General features: G+C 66.5%; 18 protein-coding genes. 12 read left to right on the top strand and 6 right to left on the bottom strand.

The features are described from left to right. Positions 1-138: 138 nt before the first annotated feature. Positions 139-999, top strand: coding sequence for an SDR family NAD(P)-dependent oxidoreductase (locus AC5RU7_RS09875; RefSeq protein ID WP_494052071.1), 861 nt, complete (start codon positions 139-141; stop codon positions 997-999). Continuing rightward, positions 996-2,207 (top strand): acyl-CoA dehydrogenase family protein, encoded by a 1,212-nt coding sequence (locus AC5RU7_RS09870; protein ID WP_494052070.1) that lies wholly within the window; start codon positions 996-998, stop codon positions 2,205-2,207. The genes AC5RU7_RS09875 and AC5RU7_RS09870 overlap by 4 nt, the downstream gene beginning before the upstream one ends. Here AC5RU7_RS09870 and AC5RU7_RS09865 read toward each other — a convergent pair. Then, entirely contained in the window at positions 2,204-3,046 is an 843-nt protein-coding gene (locus tag AC5RU7_RS09865) for a DUF1684 domain-containing protein (RefSeq protein WP_494052069.1), read from the bottom strand. The genes AC5RU7_RS09870 and AC5RU7_RS09865 overlap by 4 nt on opposite strands. A gap of 170 nt (positions 3,047-3,216) precedes the next feature. Here AC5RU7_RS09865 and AC5RU7_RS09860 point away from each other — a divergent pair, with 170 nt between their 5' ends. The 4 genes from AC5RU7_RS09860 (at position 3,217) to AC5RU7_RS09845 (ending at position 7,839) form a co-directional block, all read left to right on the top strand. Then, positions 3,217-3,906, top strand: a complete 690-nt coding sequence (locus tag AC5RU7_RS09860; RefSeq protein ID WP_494052068.1) for an NADPH-dependent F420 reductase — start codon at positions 3,217-3,219, stop codon at positions 3,904-3,906. Between the two features lie 5 nt (positions 3,907-3,911). Continuing rightward, a complete protein-coding gene (locus tag AC5RU7_RS09855; RefSeq protein WP_494052067.1) occupies positions 3,912-4,457 on the top strand; it encodes a hypothetical protein in 546 nt (181 codons plus the stop codon). Between the two features lie 113 nt (positions 4,458-4,570). Continuing rightward, positions 4,571-7,381, top strand: coding sequence for a phosphoenolpyruvate carboxylase (ppc, locus tag AC5RU7_RS09850; protein ID WP_494052066.1), 2,811 nt, complete (start codon positions 4,571-4,573; stop codon positions 7,379-7,381). Between the two features lie 152 nt (positions 7,382-7,533). Then, a complete protein-coding gene (locus AC5RU7_RS09845) occupies positions 7,534-7,839 on the top strand; it encodes a hypothetical protein (RefSeq protein WP_494010806.1) in 306 nt (101 codons plus the stop codon). Positions 7,840-7,857: 18 nt separating this feature from the next. On the opposite strand, the gene AC5RU7_RS09840 is transcribed toward AC5RU7_RS09845, so the two are convergent. The 3 genes from AC5RU7_RS09840 to AC5RU7_RS09830 all read right to left on the bottom strand — a co-directional run bounded on the left by AC5RU7_RS09840 (position 7,858) and on the right by AC5RU7_RS09830 (position 9,817). Continuing rightward, positions 7,858-8,475 carry a DedA family protein gene (locus tag AC5RU7_RS09840; protein ID WP_494052065.1) on the bottom strand — a complete coding sequence of 206 codons (618 nt, stop codon included), beginning with the start codon at positions 8,473-8,475 and terminating at the stop codon, positions 7,858-7,860. Positions 8,476-8,713: 238 nt separating this feature from the next. Continuing rightward, positions 8,714-9,427 carry an AfsR/SARP family transcriptional regulator gene (locus tag AC5RU7_RS09835; protein WP_494052064.1) on the bottom strand — a complete coding sequence of 238 codons (714 nt, stop codon included), beginning with the start codon at positions 9,425-9,427 and terminating at the stop codon, positions 8,714-8,716. 186 nt (positions 9,428-9,613) lie between these two features. Beyond that, positions 9,614-9,817 (bottom strand): hypothetical protein, encoded by a 204-nt coding sequence (locus AC5RU7_RS09830; RefSeq protein ID WP_494052063.1) that lies wholly within the window; start codon positions 9,815-9,817, stop codon positions 9,614-9,616. Positions 9,818-10,027: 210 nt separating this feature from the next. Between AC5RU7_RS09830 and AC5RU7_RS09825 the strand changes: the two genes are divergently transcribed. From AC5RU7_RS09825 to AC5RU7_RS09815, 3 genes are all read left to right on the top strand, one after another. Beyond that, positions 10,028-10,231: a hypothetical protein gene (locus tag AC5RU7_RS09825; RefSeq protein WP_494010802.1), complete on the top strand. Its 204-nt coding sequence runs from the start codon at positions 10,028-10,030 to the stop codon at positions 10,229-10,231. A gap of 59 nt (positions 10,232-10,290) precedes the next feature. Then, entirely contained in the window at positions 10,291-10,491 is a 201-nt protein-coding gene (locus AC5RU7_RS09820) for a hypothetical protein (protein ID WP_494052062.1), read from the top strand. An 85-nt stretch (positions 10,492-10,576) separates the two neighbouring features. After that, positions 10,577-12,919 (top strand): MinD/ParA family ATP-binding protein, encoded by a 2,343-nt coding sequence (locus tag AC5RU7_RS09815; RefSeq protein ID WP_494052061.1) that lies wholly within the window; start codon positions 10,577-10,579, stop codon positions 12,917-12,919. Between the two features lie 43 nt (positions 12,920-12,962). Here AC5RU7_RS09815 and AC5RU7_RS09810 read toward each other — a convergent pair whose 3' ends face one another. Continuing rightward, complete coding sequence (locus AC5RU7_RS09810; RefSeq protein ID WP_494052199.1) at positions 12,963-13,931, bottom strand: RluA family pseudouridine synthase; 969 nt, start codon at positions 13,929-13,931, stop codon at positions 12,963-12,965. A 96-nt stretch (positions 13,932-14,027) separates the two neighbouring features. On the opposite strand from AC5RU7_RS09810, the gene AC5RU7_RS09805 reads away from it, so the two are divergent. Both AC5RU7_RS09805 and AC5RU7_RS09800 read left to right on the top strand, forming a co-directional pair. After that, the gene (locus tag AC5RU7_RS09805; RefSeq protein WP_494052060.1) at positions 14,028-14,651 is read left to right on the top strand and encodes an ArsR/SmtB family transcription factor; all 624 of its coding nucleotides are present in this window, start codon (positions 14,028-14,030) and stop codon (positions 14,649-14,651) included. After that, complete coding sequence (locus AC5RU7_RS09800; RefSeq protein ID WP_494052059.1) at positions 14,644-15,336, top strand: SRPBCC family protein; 693 nt, start codon at positions 14,644-14,646, stop codon at positions 15,334-15,336. Before AC5RU7_RS09805 ends, AC5RU7_RS09800 begins: the two co-directional genes overlap by 8 nt. Before the next feature lie 131 nt (positions 15,337-15,467). Here the strand turns inward: AC5RU7_RS09800 and AC5RU7_RS09795 are convergent, their stop codons facing one another. Beyond that, entirely contained in the window at positions 15,468-16,043 is a 576-nt protein-coding gene (locus AC5RU7_RS09795; RefSeq protein WP_494052058.1) for a TetR-like C-terminal domain-containing protein, read from the bottom strand. A gap of 94 nt (positions 16,044-16,137) precedes the next feature. Between AC5RU7_RS09795 and AC5RU7_RS09790 the strand changes: the two genes are divergently transcribed. Then, positions 16,138-16,686, top strand: a complete 549-nt coding sequence (locus AC5RU7_RS09790) for a DUF4188 domain-containing protein (protein ID WP_494010796.1) — start codon at positions 16,138-16,140, stop codon at positions 16,684-16,686. Positions 16,687-16,715 lie beyond the last annotated feature (29 nt).

Here is a 16,715-nt window from a genome sequence, read left to right as displayed (position 1 = left end):
GGGTTCCACCCTAACGGGGCGCGCACGGACCGGGCGGGAACGGCCGGTGGTGCGCACCGACCGGCTCTTCAGTTAACATTCACTAACTGATACGCTGCGGCTGCACCCGCGGTTGAGGGGCCACATCAAGGAGGATGGATGGACATTGCAGGCAGCGTCGCGCTCGTCACCGGAGGTGCGTCCGGCCTTGGTGCCGCCACCGTCCGCACCCTGTTCGACGCCGGCGCCTCCGTGGTGATCCTTGACCTACCGTCTTCCGCCGGGGCCGCCCTCGCGGACGAATTGAACAAGACTGCTGCCACAGCCGACGCCGGGCAAGCCAGGCCAGCCCCCGGCGGCCCTGGCGGCTCTGGCGGCTTGGGCGGCACCCGGAAATCCGCCGTCTTCGCCCCCGCGGACGTGACCAGCGAAGCGGAGGTGCAGGCCGCCGTCGACGCCGCCGGCCGGCTCGGGCCGCTGCGGATCGTGGTGAACTGCGCAGGAATCGCCACTCCCGGCAAGGTGCTGGGGCGTGAGGGAATCCTGCCGCTGGAGGCGTTCAACCGCGTTGTCCAGGTCAACCTGCTGGGAACCTTCAACGTCCTGCGCCTGGCCGCCGCAGCCATGGTGGCCACCGAGCCCGCCGTCACCGAACTGGGCGGTCCAGAGCGGGGTGTCATCATCAACACCGCCTCGGTGGCGGCGTTCGAAGGCCAGATCGGCCAGCCGGCCTACGCTGCGTCCAAGGGTGCGGTGGCCGCGATGACCCTGCCCATCGCCCGGGAACTGGCGCGCTCGCTGGTGCGGGTGGTCACCATCGCACCCGGAATCTTCGAAACCCCGATGATGGCCGGCCTGCCGCAGGAGGCGCAGGACTCCCTGGGCGCGCAGGTTCCGCATCCGTCCCGGCTTGGCCGGCCGCAGGAATACGCCCGGCTGGTGGCCCATATTGTCGACAACGCGATGCTCAACGGTGAGACCATCCGCCTGGACGGTGCTATCCGGATGGGTCCCAAGTGACCGCCCCCGCAGGAGGCAAGGTGGACCTGCCCGCAGCCGACTTCTTCGACGTCGAGTCCCTGCTGAGCCGGCCGGAACGGGACAAGCTGGCCGAGTTGCGGGCGTTCCTGTCCGCCGAAGTCGCGCCGTATGCCGTGGACTGGTGGAACAAGGCAGAATTTCCCGCCCACATCCTGCCCAAACTGGCCGCCCTCGAACTGAGCACGCCGGCCCAGCGCGGCTACAGCAACCTGTTCGCGGGACTGGTCATCGCGGAGATCACTCGCGTGGATACGTCCCTCGCCACGTTCTTCCTGGTCCACCACGACCTCTTCGTCGAGTCCCTCTACGCGTTCGGCAGCCAGCAACAGCAGCAGCGCCTGCTCTCCGATGCATCAAACCTGCGCATCACAGGTGCCTTCGCCCTCACCGAGCCGGAGCACGGCTCGGACGTTGCGGGCGGGATGGAAACCCGTGCCCGGCGGATATCGTCAACAACCGGCAGGACCGACGGCGGCGGGGACACCTGGGTGCTGAACGGCGCCAAGCGCTGGATCGGCAACGGGACGTTCTGCGACTACATGCTGGTGTGGGCTCGGGATGAGGCAGACGGGGCCGTCCGCGGCTTCATCGTGGACGCCACCCTGCCCGGAATCAGCCGGACCAGGATCGAGAACAAGATTGCGCTGCGGACGGTGCAGAACGCGGACATCGTGTTCAAGGACGTCCGGGTGGCCGAATCGGACCGGTTCGCCGCAATCAGCAGCTTCGACCACACCAAGGAACTCCTCCGCAGCTCGCGCATCATGGTGGCGTGGCAGACCGTGGGGCAGCAGCTGGCCGCGTTCGACGTCGCCCGTCAGTACGCCGTCGAACGGCACCAGTTCGGCCGCCCGCTGGCGCAATTCCAGCTCATCCAGCAGCAACTGGTCACCATGCTGGGCAACGCCGTGGCCAGCATGGGGATGATGGCGGGGCTCGCCCGGCTGCAGGACCAAGGTGCCGCGAACATGGCCCAGGTTGCCCTGGCGAAGTCCTACCTCAGTGCCCGGATGCGCGAAACCGTGGCCCTGGGACGGTCCATCCTGGGCGGCAACGGCATTGTCACGGACTACCAGATGGCGAAAATCTTCTCTGATGCCGAGGCCATCTACACATATGAAGGCTCGTTCGAGATCAACACCCTGATCGCCGGCCGCGCGGTGACCGGCATGTCCGCCATCGCCTAGGATTCCAGCAGATACGGCAGCTTCTCACCTGCCTCCACTCGGATGTCCAGGCTGTTGTTCTTCACGGGCATGGGGCAGGTGCCGTAGGGGGTGAAGGCGCTGGGGTAGTTGATGGCCCGGTTGAAGTCGAGCACCACGGAACCGTCGGGCCGCGGCCGCGGTATGGAGAGCTTGCGCCAGTCGTCCGTGGTGTCCCCGTTGGTCTCGTCATGGAACGTGACCGTCAGCGCGCCGAGTTTCTCCTCCTCTGCCTGCAGCCGGAACTCATGGGGGCTCCCGGGAAGCCGGAACACCACCTCACCAACACTCCGGTGGACGCCGTCCACCAGCGGGTTGGCGGTGGCGATGGGGACATCCACCGGCTCCGGGTAGGGCTCGAACCGGCCCGTCACCTCCCAGTCGGGGTTGTAGGCATAAGTGGGAACGCCGTCGAACCCGGAGGACACCGGGGAGTCCGAGTCCCTGGTCCGGATCGCGTACCGCCCGGCCCGCATGGCCAGCTCCACCACCACCTGGTCACCGTCCGGTCCGCCGAACCGGACCCACATCAGCGATTCCTCGTCGGCGAGCGCGGCCGTGACGGTGCCGTCCACCGGCTCCCCGGTCTCCACGAGCGCCAGGCCGTCGGCCGGCACCGCGAGGAGTGACGCCGTCGCGCCTTGGCTGGACCCGGTGCCGTCCGTTGACCACAGGCCGGGAGCCAGTTCGACGGCGGACGGGACGTCCTCCAGCCACTGGAAGGACGTGAGTGTCAGCCAGCCGTGGCGGGCCGCCAGGGCCTTGTCGCGGTTGGTGCGGAAGCGCTGCCAGCGCTCGATGGAGGCGGTGGGGATGTCCATGGTTCCTTCCGGTTGTCCTGCCCGGCTACAACTGCGGCATGCGCCCGTTCATTCCGCGGCAGGGGGACGTTCCTGCTTGCCGCGGGCGGCGGGCGGAGTACCCTCGGAACCAGCAGTCACCGGGCAAGTGCCGGCCGCCTGGATGGGCCCGGCAAACAGAGGGAGATGACATGCGGATGGCCGTCTTTGGCACCGGAACGGTGGGACGCGCGCTGGCGGGCGCCCTGGCTGAACGGGAGCATGAGGTGACGGTGGGGACGCGGGATCCGGGCGAAACCGCCTCCCGCACCGGGCCGGACCGGATGGGCAGGCCCCCTTTCAGCGAATGGCAGGCCCGGCACCCGGATGTTGGCCTGGCGGATTTTGCCGGAGCCGCAGAGGCCGCCGAACTGGTGGTGAATGCCACCAGCGGGGCGGGGACCTTGGCGGCGCTCGGTGCCGCCGGCGCCGCGCGGCTGGCGGGCAAGGTTCTGGTAGACGTGTCCAATCCGCTCGACTTCTCGCAGGGTATGCCGCCGGTCCTGAACCCGGTCAACACCGACAGCCTGGCCGAGCGGATCCAGCAGGCGTTCCCCGCCGCACGGGTGGTGAAGACGCTCAACACCATGAACGCCGCCCTGATGGTGGATCCCGCCCGGCTGGCCGGCGGCGACCACTCGGTATTCCTGTCCGGCGACGACGCTTCGGCCAAGGAGACTGTCCGGGAACTGCTGGGGTCCTTTGGACACCGGGACATCATCGACCTCGGTGACATCACCACGGCCCGGGGAGCGGAAATGTGGCTTCCCCTCTGGCTGCGGCTTTCCGGCGTATTGGGCACGGCGTACTTCAACATAAAAGTCGTCCGCGGGGTTGAATAGGCTGCGTGGACATTCTTGCCGGAATCAACAGTGAATGGTTGAAGGCGCTGAGCTGGATCGCAGCGCTGGTGTGTGGTGTTGCGGTACTGCTGTGGCGGCCGCGCCGGCCGGACCTGGCGGCGCTCGCCGCCGTCGTCACGTTTGTGGCCGCCAGCACGGGCGCGGGCATCTACGTGCTGAACCATCTGGGTGACGGCCGCTGGGGTGGAGACCAGGAAGCCCGGCTGGACCCGCCGGAGCTCTCCGGGACCCCGGTGGTGGGGGAGTTCCTGCGCCCGCTGGACGGGGCCCTGAACTCAATGGCCGACGGCGTGAACGACTTCGTGGACTTCCGGGCGGCGCTTCCCGTGGCGCTGGAGTATTTCGCCGCGGCCGGCTGGGCGCTGGCCCTCCTGGTCCCCGTAGGCGCAGCGGTGCTTGCCGTGAACGCGGCGGTGTCCCGCCGTCGTAATGCGGAGGCAGCTGCCGCCCGTACGGAATTGGCGGATCTACGCGCCGAACTGGAGCGCGTGAAGCGCCACGTAGGTTACCCGGCAGATGACATTATCTGAGACAAATTGCCTTGTGGACGTGCCCTGCGGGTACCATCTTTAGCTAGTAACGTGGCTCACAGTATCCAGCGCAGTGTACGAGCCAAGTCCGAAACCCTCGAGAGATTGCTTTTATGGCTCACACTGCAACAAATCCCGAAACCGACCTTGCCGCCGAACTGAGGGCGGACGTCCGGCGTGTGTCCACGCTGCTGGGTGAATCCCTGGTCCGCCAGCACGGGCCTGAACTCCTGGACCTCGTGGAGCAGGTCCGGCTCCTCACCAAGGAGTCCAAGGAGGCAGCCCGCGGCGGCGCCGACGCCACCGGGCCCTGGAGCGCGCACGACGTCGTTGCCCAGGTCCGCGAACTCCTCGGCTCCCTGCCCATCGAGCAGGCAACCGACTTGGTCCGCGCCTTCGCGTTCTACTTCCACCTCGCCAATGCCGCCGAGCAGGTCCACCGCGTCCGCGGCCTGCGGACCCGCGCCGAGAAGGACGGCTGGCTGGCCAAGACCGTTGCCGAGATCGCCGGCCAGGCCGGGCCCACTGTGCTCCAGGAAGTGGTCAACGGGCTGGATGTCCGGCCCATCTTCACTGCACACCCCACGGAAGCGTCCCGCCGCTCCGTGCTGGACAAGATCCGCAAGCTTTCCGACGTCCTCGCCCAGCCCACCGCCGAAGGCACCACGGCCCGCCGCCGGCAGGACCGGCAGCTGGCCGAGATCATCGACCAGATGTGGCAGACCGATGAGCTGCGCCAGGTCCGGCCCACCCCCGTTGACGAAGCCCGCAACGCCATCTACTACCTGGGCGGCATCCTCACCGACGCCATGCCCGAGATGCTCACCGAACTGGCCGAACTGCTGGGGGACCACGGCGTCACGCTCGCGTCCAAGGACGCGCCCATCCGCTTCGGTTCCTGGATCGGCGGTGACCGCGACGGCAACCCCAACGTCACCGCGGCCGTCACCCGGGAGATTCTGCAGATCCAGAACCAGCACGCCATCCGGATCAGCATCGGCATGATCGACGAGCTGATCTCCATCCTGTCCAACTCCACGGCCCTTGCCGGAGCGGACCGGGAACTGCTGGAGTCCATCGACGCCGACCTCAAGAAGCTGCCCGGCCTGGACAAGCGGGTCCTGGAACTGAATGCGCAGGAGCCGTACCGGCTGAAGCTGACCTGCATCAAGGCCAAGCTCATCAACACCGGCAAGCGGGTGGCCGCCAACTCCAACCACGAGCACGGCCGGGACTACAGCGGAACCGGCGAACTGCTGGCCGACCTTGAGCTGCTGGAACTCTCGCTCCGCAACCACTCCGCCTCCCTTGCCGCGGATGGTGCGCTTGCCCGGGTCCGCCGTGCCATCGCATCCTTCGGCCTGCACCTGGCCACCCTGGACATCCGGGAGCACGCAGACCACCACCACGACGCCGTCGGCCAGCTGATGGACCGGATCGGCGGGCCCGGGCTCCGCTATGCCGAGCTGAGCCGCAAGGAACGCTTCGAGGTGCTGGGCTCCGAACTCGCCTCCCGCCGGCCGCTGTCCGGCCACCCGATCAAGCTCGACGGCGCCGCTGACGGTACGTACGACGTCTTCCGTGAGATCCGCCGTGCCCTGCGCATGTACGGCCCGGACGTCATCGAGACCTACATCATCTCCATGACCCGCGGCGCGGACGATGTCCTGGCTGCCGCGGTCCTCGCCCGCGAAGCCGGCCTGGTCAACCTGTTCGGCGAAAAGCCCTACGCAAAGATCGGGTTCGCGCCGCTGCTCGAGACCGTGGAGGAGCTGCGCGCCTCGGCGGAGATCATCGACCAGCTGCTCTCGGACCCGTCCTACCGTGAACTGGTGCGGCTGCGCGGCGACATCCAGGAAGTGATGCTCGGCTACTCGGACTCCAACAAGGAGTCCGGCGTGCTGACCAGCCAGTGGGAGATCCACAAGACCCAGCGCAAGCTCCGCGACGTGGCAGCCAAGCACGGGGTGCGGGTGCGCCTGTTCCACGGCCGCGGCGGCTCTGTGGGCCGCGGTGGCGGGCCCACCTACGACGCCATCCTGGCCCAGCCCAACGGCGTCCTGGAGGGCGAGATCAAGTTCACCGAACAGGGTGAAGTCATCTCGGACAAGTATTCCCTGCCGGAGCTGGCCCGGGAGAACCTGGAGCTTTCCCTGGCCGCCGTGCTGCAGGGTTCTGCCCTGCATCGGGACCCGCGCACCTCCGAGGACCAGCGGGAACGGTACGCGCACGTCATGGAGACGATCTCTGACGCCGCGTTCGACCGGTACCGGAAGCTCATTGACCACCCCGACCTGCCGGCCTACTTTATGGCATCCACACCGGTGGAGCAGCTCGGATCCCTGAACATCGGCTCCCGCCCGTCCAAGCGTCCCGACTCCGGTGCGGGCCTGGGCGGCCTGCGGGCCATCCCGTGGGTGTTCGGCTGGACCCAGTCCCGCCAGATCGTGCCCGGCTGGTTCGGCGTCGGCTCCGGCCTGAAGGCCGCCCGGGAAGCCGGCAACGCGGCGCAGCTCGCCGAGATGATGGAGCACTGGCACTTCTTCCGGTCCGTGCTGTCCAACGTGGAAATGACCCTCGCCAAGACGGACCTGGACATCGCCGGCTACTACGTGGACACCCTGGTGCCAAAGGAACTCCACCACATCTTCCGCACCATCCGGGAGGAGTACGAACTGACTGTCGCCGAGGTGCAGAACCTCACCGGCGAGCACGTCCTGCTGGACGCCCAGCCCACGCTCAAGCGGTCCCTCGAAGTCCGCGACCAGTACCTGGACCCCATCAGCTACCTTCAGGTGGAGCTGCTGCGCCGCGTGCGGGCCGAGAGTGGAAGCATCAGCGGGGCCGAGATCGACGAACGGCTCCAGCGTGCCATGCTCATCACCGTCAACGGGGTGGCCGCCGGCCTGCGCAACACCGGCTAAACCCGCGCTCACTTCTGGCGCGTTTCCCGGCAATGCCCGCTCACTCCCAGGTCGGGGAGTGAGCGGGCGTTGCTCTTTTGGCCGCCACAACTGAGCTCGCGTCTCTCGATCCGCCGCCACAAGTGCGCGAGGGTTTGGATAGGGTGGAGGGCATGCCTTCGTTCCAGACGCGCCTGAAGATCACCGGGCTCCGGCCCGGCAACCCGCCGGAATCGGTCATGGAAACCGCCGTCGAGGTCCTCGGAACGCGCCACCACGTCGAGTCCCACCAGCTGCAGATCGCCGGCGGGGTGCCACAGCTGAACCTGCGGTTCCTCGTGGAGGCGACCGAGGACAGGGGCGAGAACCAGCAGGCGCGGGAATCGGCAGCGATGATGCGCGACGCCGTCGAACGCGTCGCCCTCACCGGCCAGCTCAGCGTGCTCCGCCGCAGCCGCGGGAAGTGGTTGCCGGTCTAGGCCCTGCCGGCAACGGCGTCAGGCCATCGGTCCTGGTTCCTCCACGGGTGACCGGTTGCCGCGGCGGCGGGTAACAATAATTCCGACGACGGCGCCGACCACCAGGCCCAGCACCACCCCGATCAGAGAGCTCGCCCAGAACGGCAGACCGGTTGCGGACCCGGTGAAGTAGCCCAAGCCCACCAGCCAGCACGCCCACAGCAGGGCACCCAGTCCCGCGCACAGGCTGAAACCCCGGACCCCGACGCTGGCGATGCCGGCTGCTGCCGAGGTGGCAAGGCGGCCGCCGGGGATGAACCTCGCGCCGATGATGGTGCCGTACGTCGATGAGCGCCCCGCCTTGGCGATCGCATCGTGGATACCGCGGTGGAGGCGGCGGCCCCACTTCCACCGGTCCAGCACGTGGCTTAACTTCCGCCGGAACAGCTGGAAGACCACCATGTCACCGATCCAGGATGCCAGCGCGGACAGGAACCCCACCAGGAAAACGTTGGTCCGGCCGTCAGCAGACAATGCCCCGCCGGTGATGACCACCATTTCGGACGGAACAAGCGGAAAAATGGCATCGCCGAGGACTAAGGGGATGATCCAAAAATAGATCGCAGCCCCCCAGGTGTCAGCGCTGCCGAAGTCCATGGGCACAACGTACCGCACTTTTATCTGCTGTTGCCCAGATGCTGGCCGGCGAGGACTTACCAGTATGGCCAACGGTTCGCCAGCAGGACCCAACCGCCCCTGACCGTCATCGCGGCAAGGGAAATTGCGATGTCCAGGCCGGGCGCGGCATAGGCGCAGGCGGCGGGCGCCCGTCTGCCCGGTTGCCCGGCATCAGGTTGAATGCGTCCATGCTTTCCCCTTGCCTCTACGGACTGGTTTAGCGCGGATGGAACGCAGACAGAAGCCCGGACAGCTGATGGGACGGCTGGACACCGAGTTCGGCCTCAAGCCGGTCGGCAACCATTGTGTAGGCGCGAACGGCCGCTGCCCGGTTCCCGGCAGCGAGGTGCGCCTGGACCAGGAGGAAGTGGGCCGATTCACGCAGCGGTTCGATGCTCACCGCCGACAGCGCAGCGATGACGGCCCGTCCGGGTTCGTTCGCGGAGAGGTACTGACGTGCCAGGAACTCCAGCGCACTGAGCCGCAACTGCCGCAGCCGCTCCTGCTCGAACACCACCCAGTCCTCGTACCAGCCGGGCAGCAACTCGGCCCGGCTCAGGTGGTCCAGGTAACTGTCGGGAATGTGGACTCCGGGTTGTTCCCGCAGGGTTGCCACATGCCACTGCAGGGCTGCCACATCCAACTGCACAGATTCGTCCAGTTCGAGGGTGGCGGCACCGGCACGGAGGAGGTGCGGGAACGAATGGGAGATGCACCATACGGTGCTCCGCAGGTTGCCGGCGGCCTGTGTTTCGCTGCTTTTCGGCCAGAGCAGCCCGGACAGGAAGCTCCGGTGCCGGCAGCCCAGGAGCCCAACGCATGCGATAAGCCGCTGTTCACGGCTTGCCACCGTCATTGTCGTGTTGCCCCGCTGCAGCCGCCAAGCCCCCAGCAGGCTCAAGTGCCATTCCTGTGCCAGCGCCACTGTCATGCCGATCCCCTTCAAGCGGCGAACACTTGATCCCCCAGACACCATCGTGACATCTGCCCTGATCGTGTCAATACGGTTTAGTTACAGAGGGGGGAGGGTGCGTGACTACCTAACCGCATGACAAATGGGCCTACTTGTCACATACCAGGAAATTTCGGGAATTTTGACGCGGACGGCGGGAACGGTTCAAACCTTCGTGCTGTCTTCATCCTGTTGCAGCAGGTCAAGCCAGCGCCGTACTGCAAGCAGGATGTCATCTGCATTACCGGCCGCCTCCTCCATTTCGCGGTCATTTCCCGGGCGGCTGGAAATAAGGCGGGCCCGGAGGGAGTGGTTTTGCGCTGGTTCCACCCAAGCTCGAATTACCATCGTGCCTTCTTTGTCCGCCATAAACGGGCGCCTGCTTTCCTTGGTGATGGTCTGGTTTCCCGGACAAATTACCGCCCGGTATCACCATCCTAAACGCACGATTTCGGTGCCTGCGCCATAAACCCCGGCAGCACCTATCGCAGAAACAACGCGAAAATAACGGGACAGTGACGAAGCCGCCACGGTCGCCCGCGTTGACTGATCGCGAGACGTGGAGAGGGGGTGATTGACATGACGGAACTTACAATTCAGGACCTGGATGGCCAGCAGGTGGAGCTGCTGCCCGCGAGGGAAACCCTGTATTCGTTTGGCGACACCTTCAGCCTGAACCTGGCTGCTGTTGATGCGACCAATACTTCTGCCGCACTGAACGTTGCTTCACTGTGGTCGAATGCACACAGCATCGCACTTCAGAGCGTCCACGTTAGCCAGTAGCAATTCAATGACCACTACATTCATGCCCGGGTAATGCCCGGGGAGAGGGGTAAGGTGCCATGGCGGCATCAACCGCGCTATCACCCGCGGAACTCGACGCCGAAGTTATGGAGTTGCTGCCCGAAAGGGAAACCATGTTCTTCGACATCAATATCGCACCTGTGATCGCTGTGAATCTGTCGTTCGCGATTAACGCGGGCACAGTCAATTCCGTCGCGAACTCGGCTGCGCTCCAGGAGATTCTGGTCCTGCAACAGTAGGCCGGCTTCATCCGCATTCCGGCGGGCACGCCCCAATGCCGGGGCGTGCCCGCCGCCTCAACCACTCAATGTATCGGTGGGAAATGTGACAACAACACCGGAGGCCGCTTTTAATCAGCGCTGGTCGCTTGCTCCCGGAGTCAGGGTCCTGGGCCAGGTTGAAGGCTCCGGACTGAAGCAGCGCAGCTATTTGGTGCAGCGCGGGGATGGGCAAATAGTCCAGCTGTCGGAACTGTTGCACCTGGTGATGCTCGCCGTGTCGGCGGACAAACAGCTCTCGGAGGTGTCGCGGGAAATCAGCGACACCTACGGCCGGGAGTTGGACGTCAGCGGGCTCCAGCACCTTCTCGTTCAGCGGCTGGCACCCATCGGGCTGGTCCAGGATGTTGCGGCAGACACCACAGGCATCGCGGGGCCTCCCACCGCGGACCCGCTGCTGTCAATCCGGCTCCGGGGGACGCTCCTTTCCGAAAAGACGGTCAATGCCCTGGCCCGGTTCCTGTCACCGCTCTACTGGCCTCCGGTGGTGGCCGTCGTGCTGGGGGTCTTGGCCGCCGTCGACATCCTGGTCATCCTCCAAGGCGACTTCCTGGCATCGCTGCAGCAGGTATTGCTGACGCCTGCACTGCTGCTCGCCCTCTTTGCAGTGCTGATGGCGGGAGCCGTGATCCACGAACTTGGCCATGCCACGGCCTGCCGGTATGGCGGTGCGCGGCCCGGGGTTATCGGCGTCGGCGTCTACATCGTCTTTCCCGCCTTCTTCACCAACGTCACCGACTCCTACCGGCTGGGCAGGGCGGGCCGGCTCCGCACCGACCTCGGCGGGCTGTACTTCAACTGCCTGTGCCTCCTCGCGTTTGGCGCTGCCTACTTGGCCACTGGGCAAGGGTTCTTCCTGCTGGCGGCCGCCCTGATGCACCTCGGGATGGTCCAGCAGCTGGTACCCACGCTGCGATTCGATGGCTACTTTGTCCTGGCCGATATCGCCGGTGTGCCGGACTTGTTCAACCGGATCCGCCCGGTTCTCGTAAGCCTGCTCCCGGGCCATCCGGCGGATCCGCGGGTCACGGAGCTGCGGCCGTTTGCCCGGCGGATCGTCACTGCCTGGGTTGTCCTGGTGGTGCCACTGCTGCTGCTGGCGCTGGGCTGGATGCTGCTGAACCTGCCCCTGATCCTGGAGCAGACCGCAGTTGCCATTCGCCGGCACGCCGGAATCGCAGCCACGGCCATAGGGGCAGGGGACCCCGCCACAGCCACGCTCGCCGTTCTGTCCGTTCTCCTGCTGGCCCTGCCGGTGGCTGGCCTGGCGATCCTCCTGTACCGGCTGCTTCTGGTCCTGCTCAGTGTGGTCCTCCGCTTAGCCAGGCGCGTACGGGCGCCGCGGACGGTCAAGGCAGCACAACCACTCCAGAAAGGAAGCCAGGTCATGGCCATCGACCTACCCTCTGCGGCCACGCGCGCTACCGATGTCCCTCCTGCTGCAAGGCACGACGCCGTTCCCACCCTTCAGGATTTCCTCGCTCAGCGGCCCGTCCCCCCGGCAGTGCTGGCCGAGGAAGGCTGGCAGGGCGCCATCCGCCGGCTCAGCGGCAGTTCCCTCAACCCTGCCCCCGGCCGCCGTGAGCGCATCCACCTGCAAGCAATCGACGACGTCCAGCGCCGGCTGGACGGACCCCGCACCGTGGTGGTGGTCAACCCCAAGGGTGGTGCACACAAGACCACCGCAACCCTGCTCCTCGCCGCAACCCTGGGAATCCACCGCGGCGGCTACACACTCGCCTGGGACAACAACGAAACGCGCGGCACGCTCGGGTGGCGTGCGCCGGCAGCAGGGCACACCGGGACCGCTGTTGACCTGCTGCAGGAGGTGGACCGCTTCGAAGACCCCGTCCTGGGGCGGATCGGGGACCTCGACAGGTACGTCCGTTACCAAGGTTCGACGCAGTTTGACGTGCTGGCCTCCGACGAGGACGCTGCCGGTGCGGCCACCATCGGCGCCCGCGAATTCGACCGGCTGCATACGGCGCTGCGCCGCTTCTACCGGGTCATCATGGTGGACACCGGCAACAACATGCGCTCCTCCAACTGGGAGGCAGCGGTGGCGGCGGCGGACGAGCTGGTCATCGTCTCCACCCTCCGCGAAGACACGGTGGCCAGCGCCGTCTGGCTCATCGACGGCCTGCGTGAGCGCGGGTACCACGCGAAGATCGCCAATGCTGTGACCCTGCTCGCCGCGCCGTCCCCGCAGATCGACCGGGACCTTCACAGGAAGGCCCGCAGCCACCTCGCGGGCCTGACGAGGAACGTCCTGGATGTTCCATACGACCGGTCCCTTGTTTCGGGAGCGCGCCTGAACTACCAGGCGCTGCAGCCGGAAACCCGCGAGGCCTGGCTGCACGCCGCAGCCGCCGTGGTGCGCGGCCTCTGAGCGCGATGCCCTGGCCGCAGGCGCCTTTCCATCATCAGCCTCCTTAGGCGCGCGCCCGCGCAGCCTCGCTGAGTTCCAGTCCGCTGCGGTACTCCACCGGCTTCCCTGAGACCGGGTCTACGAACCTGATGCCCCGGGCCAGGAGCTGCAGGGGCCTGGTGTAATCGTCCGGGGCCTTGTCCAGCAGGTCCGGATAAAAGGCGTCGTTGACAATTCCCAGTCCCAGGGACGCCATGTGTACCCGCAGCTGGTGCGTCTTGCCGGTGTGCGGTTCCAGACGGTACCTGGCGAGCCGGCCACCGCCATCGGTGCCCGGAGCACCCACCGCAGGGCCGCCGTCGAACGTTTCCAGCCGCTCAATCCGCGTTTCGGCGTTGGGTTCGCCTTCGACCACCTCCGCGAGGAGGTAGCTGCGGGACTTGGTCATCCGATTGCGCACCACAACGGGAAATTCGACGGCGGGATGCCCGGGAGCGGGCTCGGCAGCGGACACGCACTCGTATTCCTTCTGCACCTGCCGCTTCTCGAAGAGCACCTGGTACTTCCCGCGGGTCTGCGGATTGGTGGAGAACAGCAGCACCCCGGCGGTCATCCGGTCCAGCCGGTGCATGGGAATGAGGTCCGGCAGGCCGAGCTGGTTGCGGAGCCGCACCAGGGCCGACTCCTGGATGTACGTGCCGCCGGGGGTGGTGGGCAGGAAGTGCGGCTTGTCCACCACCAGCAGGTGCTCGTCCTGGTGCAGGATGCTGATGTCCACGGGAATCCGGGTCTCCGGCGGGAGCGTGCGGTAATACCAGATGAAGGTGTGGTCCTGCAGGGGAGTGCCGCGGTGCAGTGGAACACCGCCTTCGCCCACTATCTCGCCGGCGTCGAACCGGTCCTCGATGCCCTGGGGGTCGATGTGGCCCCATCGGTGCATCATGTAGTCCATCGCGGTGTCCCAAGGACCCTCCTCCGGAAGGCGCAGGCGGGTGGCGTTGACGCCGTCGCGCACGGGGAGGGGGGATTGCATCACCGGTCCATTCTACTTTGCGGGCCCGAATCCCCCTTCCGCAACCGACGATAAAAAGTTCTCGACAATAAAAGTTGTCGGTAAGAGGATGGATGCATGTTGGACATCGAAGTGATCGAGGACCCGGCGGCGGCCGCAGCGTCGCTGGATCCTATTCGCACCCGGATCCTTCGGGAGCTGGGCACGCCCGGGTCCGCCACGCAGCTGGCCGTGAAGGTGGGGCTGCCCCGGCAGAAGGTCAACTACCACCTCAAGGCCCTCGAAAGGCACGGGCTGGTGGAACTGGTGGAGGAGCGGCGCAAGGGCAACGTGACCGAACGCGTCCTCCAGGCCACGGCCGCCTCCTACCTCATCTCACCCTCGGCGCTGGCCTCCGTTTCCCCGGACCCCCGCCGCTTCGCGGACCGGTTCTCGGCGTTCTGGCTGCTCGCCCTCGCCGGGCGGATGGTCCAGGAGGTGGGAAAGCTGATCGCCGGGGCCGCGGCAGCCCGCCAGAAGCTCGCCACATTCGCCATCGACGGCGAGGTCACCTTCCGTACCGCCGCTGAGCGCGCCGCGTTCGCTGAGGAACTCGGCGTGGCGGTCACGCGGCTGGTGGACAAATACCATGACGGTGATGCCTCCTCCCGCGGGCGGCGGCACCGGCTGGTGGTGGCTTTGCACCCGGTACTCAAAACAACCAATCAGACCCCCTCAGGCAAGGAGCAGGACAATGACTGACAACCGCAACTTCGAGATCGTCTACGACACCGAACTGCCCGGTACGCCAGCCCGCGTGTGGGAGGCCGTCACCACGGGGACCCCCGCATGGATGTTTCCCACGGACCAGTGGCCGGACGTCAAGACCGTGAACGAATACCCCGCCCACCTGGTGTCCCGGATGGACGGCCCCGACGGCTGGTTCAACCAGCTGGAGCATGTCCTGGAACCGCTCGATGGCGGACGCGCCCGGCTGCACTACGTCCACAGCGGAATCTTCGCGGACAACTGGGACGAGCAGTACGACGGTGCCAGCCGCCACACGGAGTTCTACCTGCACACGCTGGCCCAGTACCTGCAGCACTTCGATGGCAAGCCGGTGGTCTTCACCGATGTCCAGGGGCCGGCCGCCTCCCAGGTCCCTGACGGGTTCGAGCAGCTCCGCAAGGCGCTGGGTGTCGAAGCCGCCCGGCAGGGTTCCGCCGTGGATGTGGAGCTCGACGGCGTGGGGCGGCTCATGGGCGAAGTGGACTTCACGAACGAGCACTTCCTGGGCCTGCGCACCTCCGACGCGATGTTCCGGTTCTTTTGCCGCAACGCCTGGGGCGCCCCCGTGGGAATGACCGTCCACGACTTCAGCGGCACGGGGGATTCGGAAACCACCGCCAAGGCGTGGAGCGGCTTCCTGGAGCGCGTGTACGCGTAGCGGCGGCCCGACCGGTTTCGACGCGCACAATCGGATGTGACCCGCACATTACCTGGCGCAGTGGAAATATCCGCCGCGGCAGGTAATTTGCGTCGGGCGGAGGAATTGCCGCGTCGAAAGCGGTTGGACGGTCAGGCGGCCCAGCCGCGGCCGATGGCTTCCAGGGCCAGACTGTAGACGTCTTCCCAGGGTGCGTCCGGCGGGCCCACCTGGGCCACTTCCAGGCTGATCAGGCCGTGGACCTGCGCCCAGATGGCCATGGCCACCATCTCCGCTGGCGCAGGACGCAGCGTGCCGGCTGCCTGGGCTGCGGAGACCGCCCCGATCAGTGGATCCATCGCCCCGGCCGCGGCTTCCGGGCTGGGCTTGCAGTCCGCGTAGGCCGCCATGGCTCCGCCAAACATGAGCCGGTACAGTGCGGTATGTTCCAGAGCCCAGCTCCGATAGGCAATTCCGAGCCCCCGGAGCCCTCCCTGGGCCGCCTGTTCCTGGGACTCACGGAATGACCGGAATCCGTGGTCCATGACAGCGGTCAGCAGCTGGGATTTCCCCCCGAACAGCGCGTAAACAGCTGTAGTGGACGTGCCTGCGGCGGCCGCCACGTCGCGGAGGGTTAGCCGCGACGGACCTTCACGGTCCACGAGGTCGGCAGTCATTTCCAGCAGTTGCTGTTTGAGGGAATCGGTGTGCATTACAGGTCTTGCCATGGGGCCAATTCTTTCATAACGTTGTTACATAACAGCGTTATGAAATGCAGCGGAAGTCAAAATATCCGTCCGCTTCCCCTTGAAGGAGCCCCCCATGGCGCAGGAAGTCTTTCCGGGCCGGTACACCGCCGACCCCGCCCGTGATTCCGTCACTGTTTTCCTGATCGGCATGCGGGCAAACCGCTGGTGGAAGCTTGGGGCCGTCGGAAAGGTCGCCTCGGCCATGCCGCCGATGCTCCGGCACCTGGCCTCCGACCCTCAGTCCGGAATGCTTGGTTTTGAGCAATGGCTGGGGCGGACCACGGTCCTGGTCAGCTACTGGGAGAGCCCGGAGCATCTAAGGAAGTTCGCGGCGGACCGGGAGGCTCCGCACCTGGAACCCTGGCGGCGTTTCATGAAGGAGATGGCAGGACGCGGCGACGTCGGCATTTGGCACGAAACGTACCAGGTGCCCGCTGGCGGGATCGAGGCGGTCTACAGCGGCATGCCGCTGTTCGGGCTGGCCAAAGCCACCAGCCATGTTCCCATCGGGCCCGGAAGCAATACCGCAAAGCAGCGGATGGGTCGCGCCGCCCCGCGGAATGACAAGGCAGCTGACCGGGCGGCAGCAGGAGCCCAGCCGCCTGCCTCCCCAACCAGGTAGCGCCAACTGCGGTGATGGGCGTCCGAAAC

It is taken from the genome of Arthrobacter sp. K410C (genome assembly GCF_059090105.1).
This window is presented reverse-complemented; position numbering and strand designations above follow the sequence as displayed.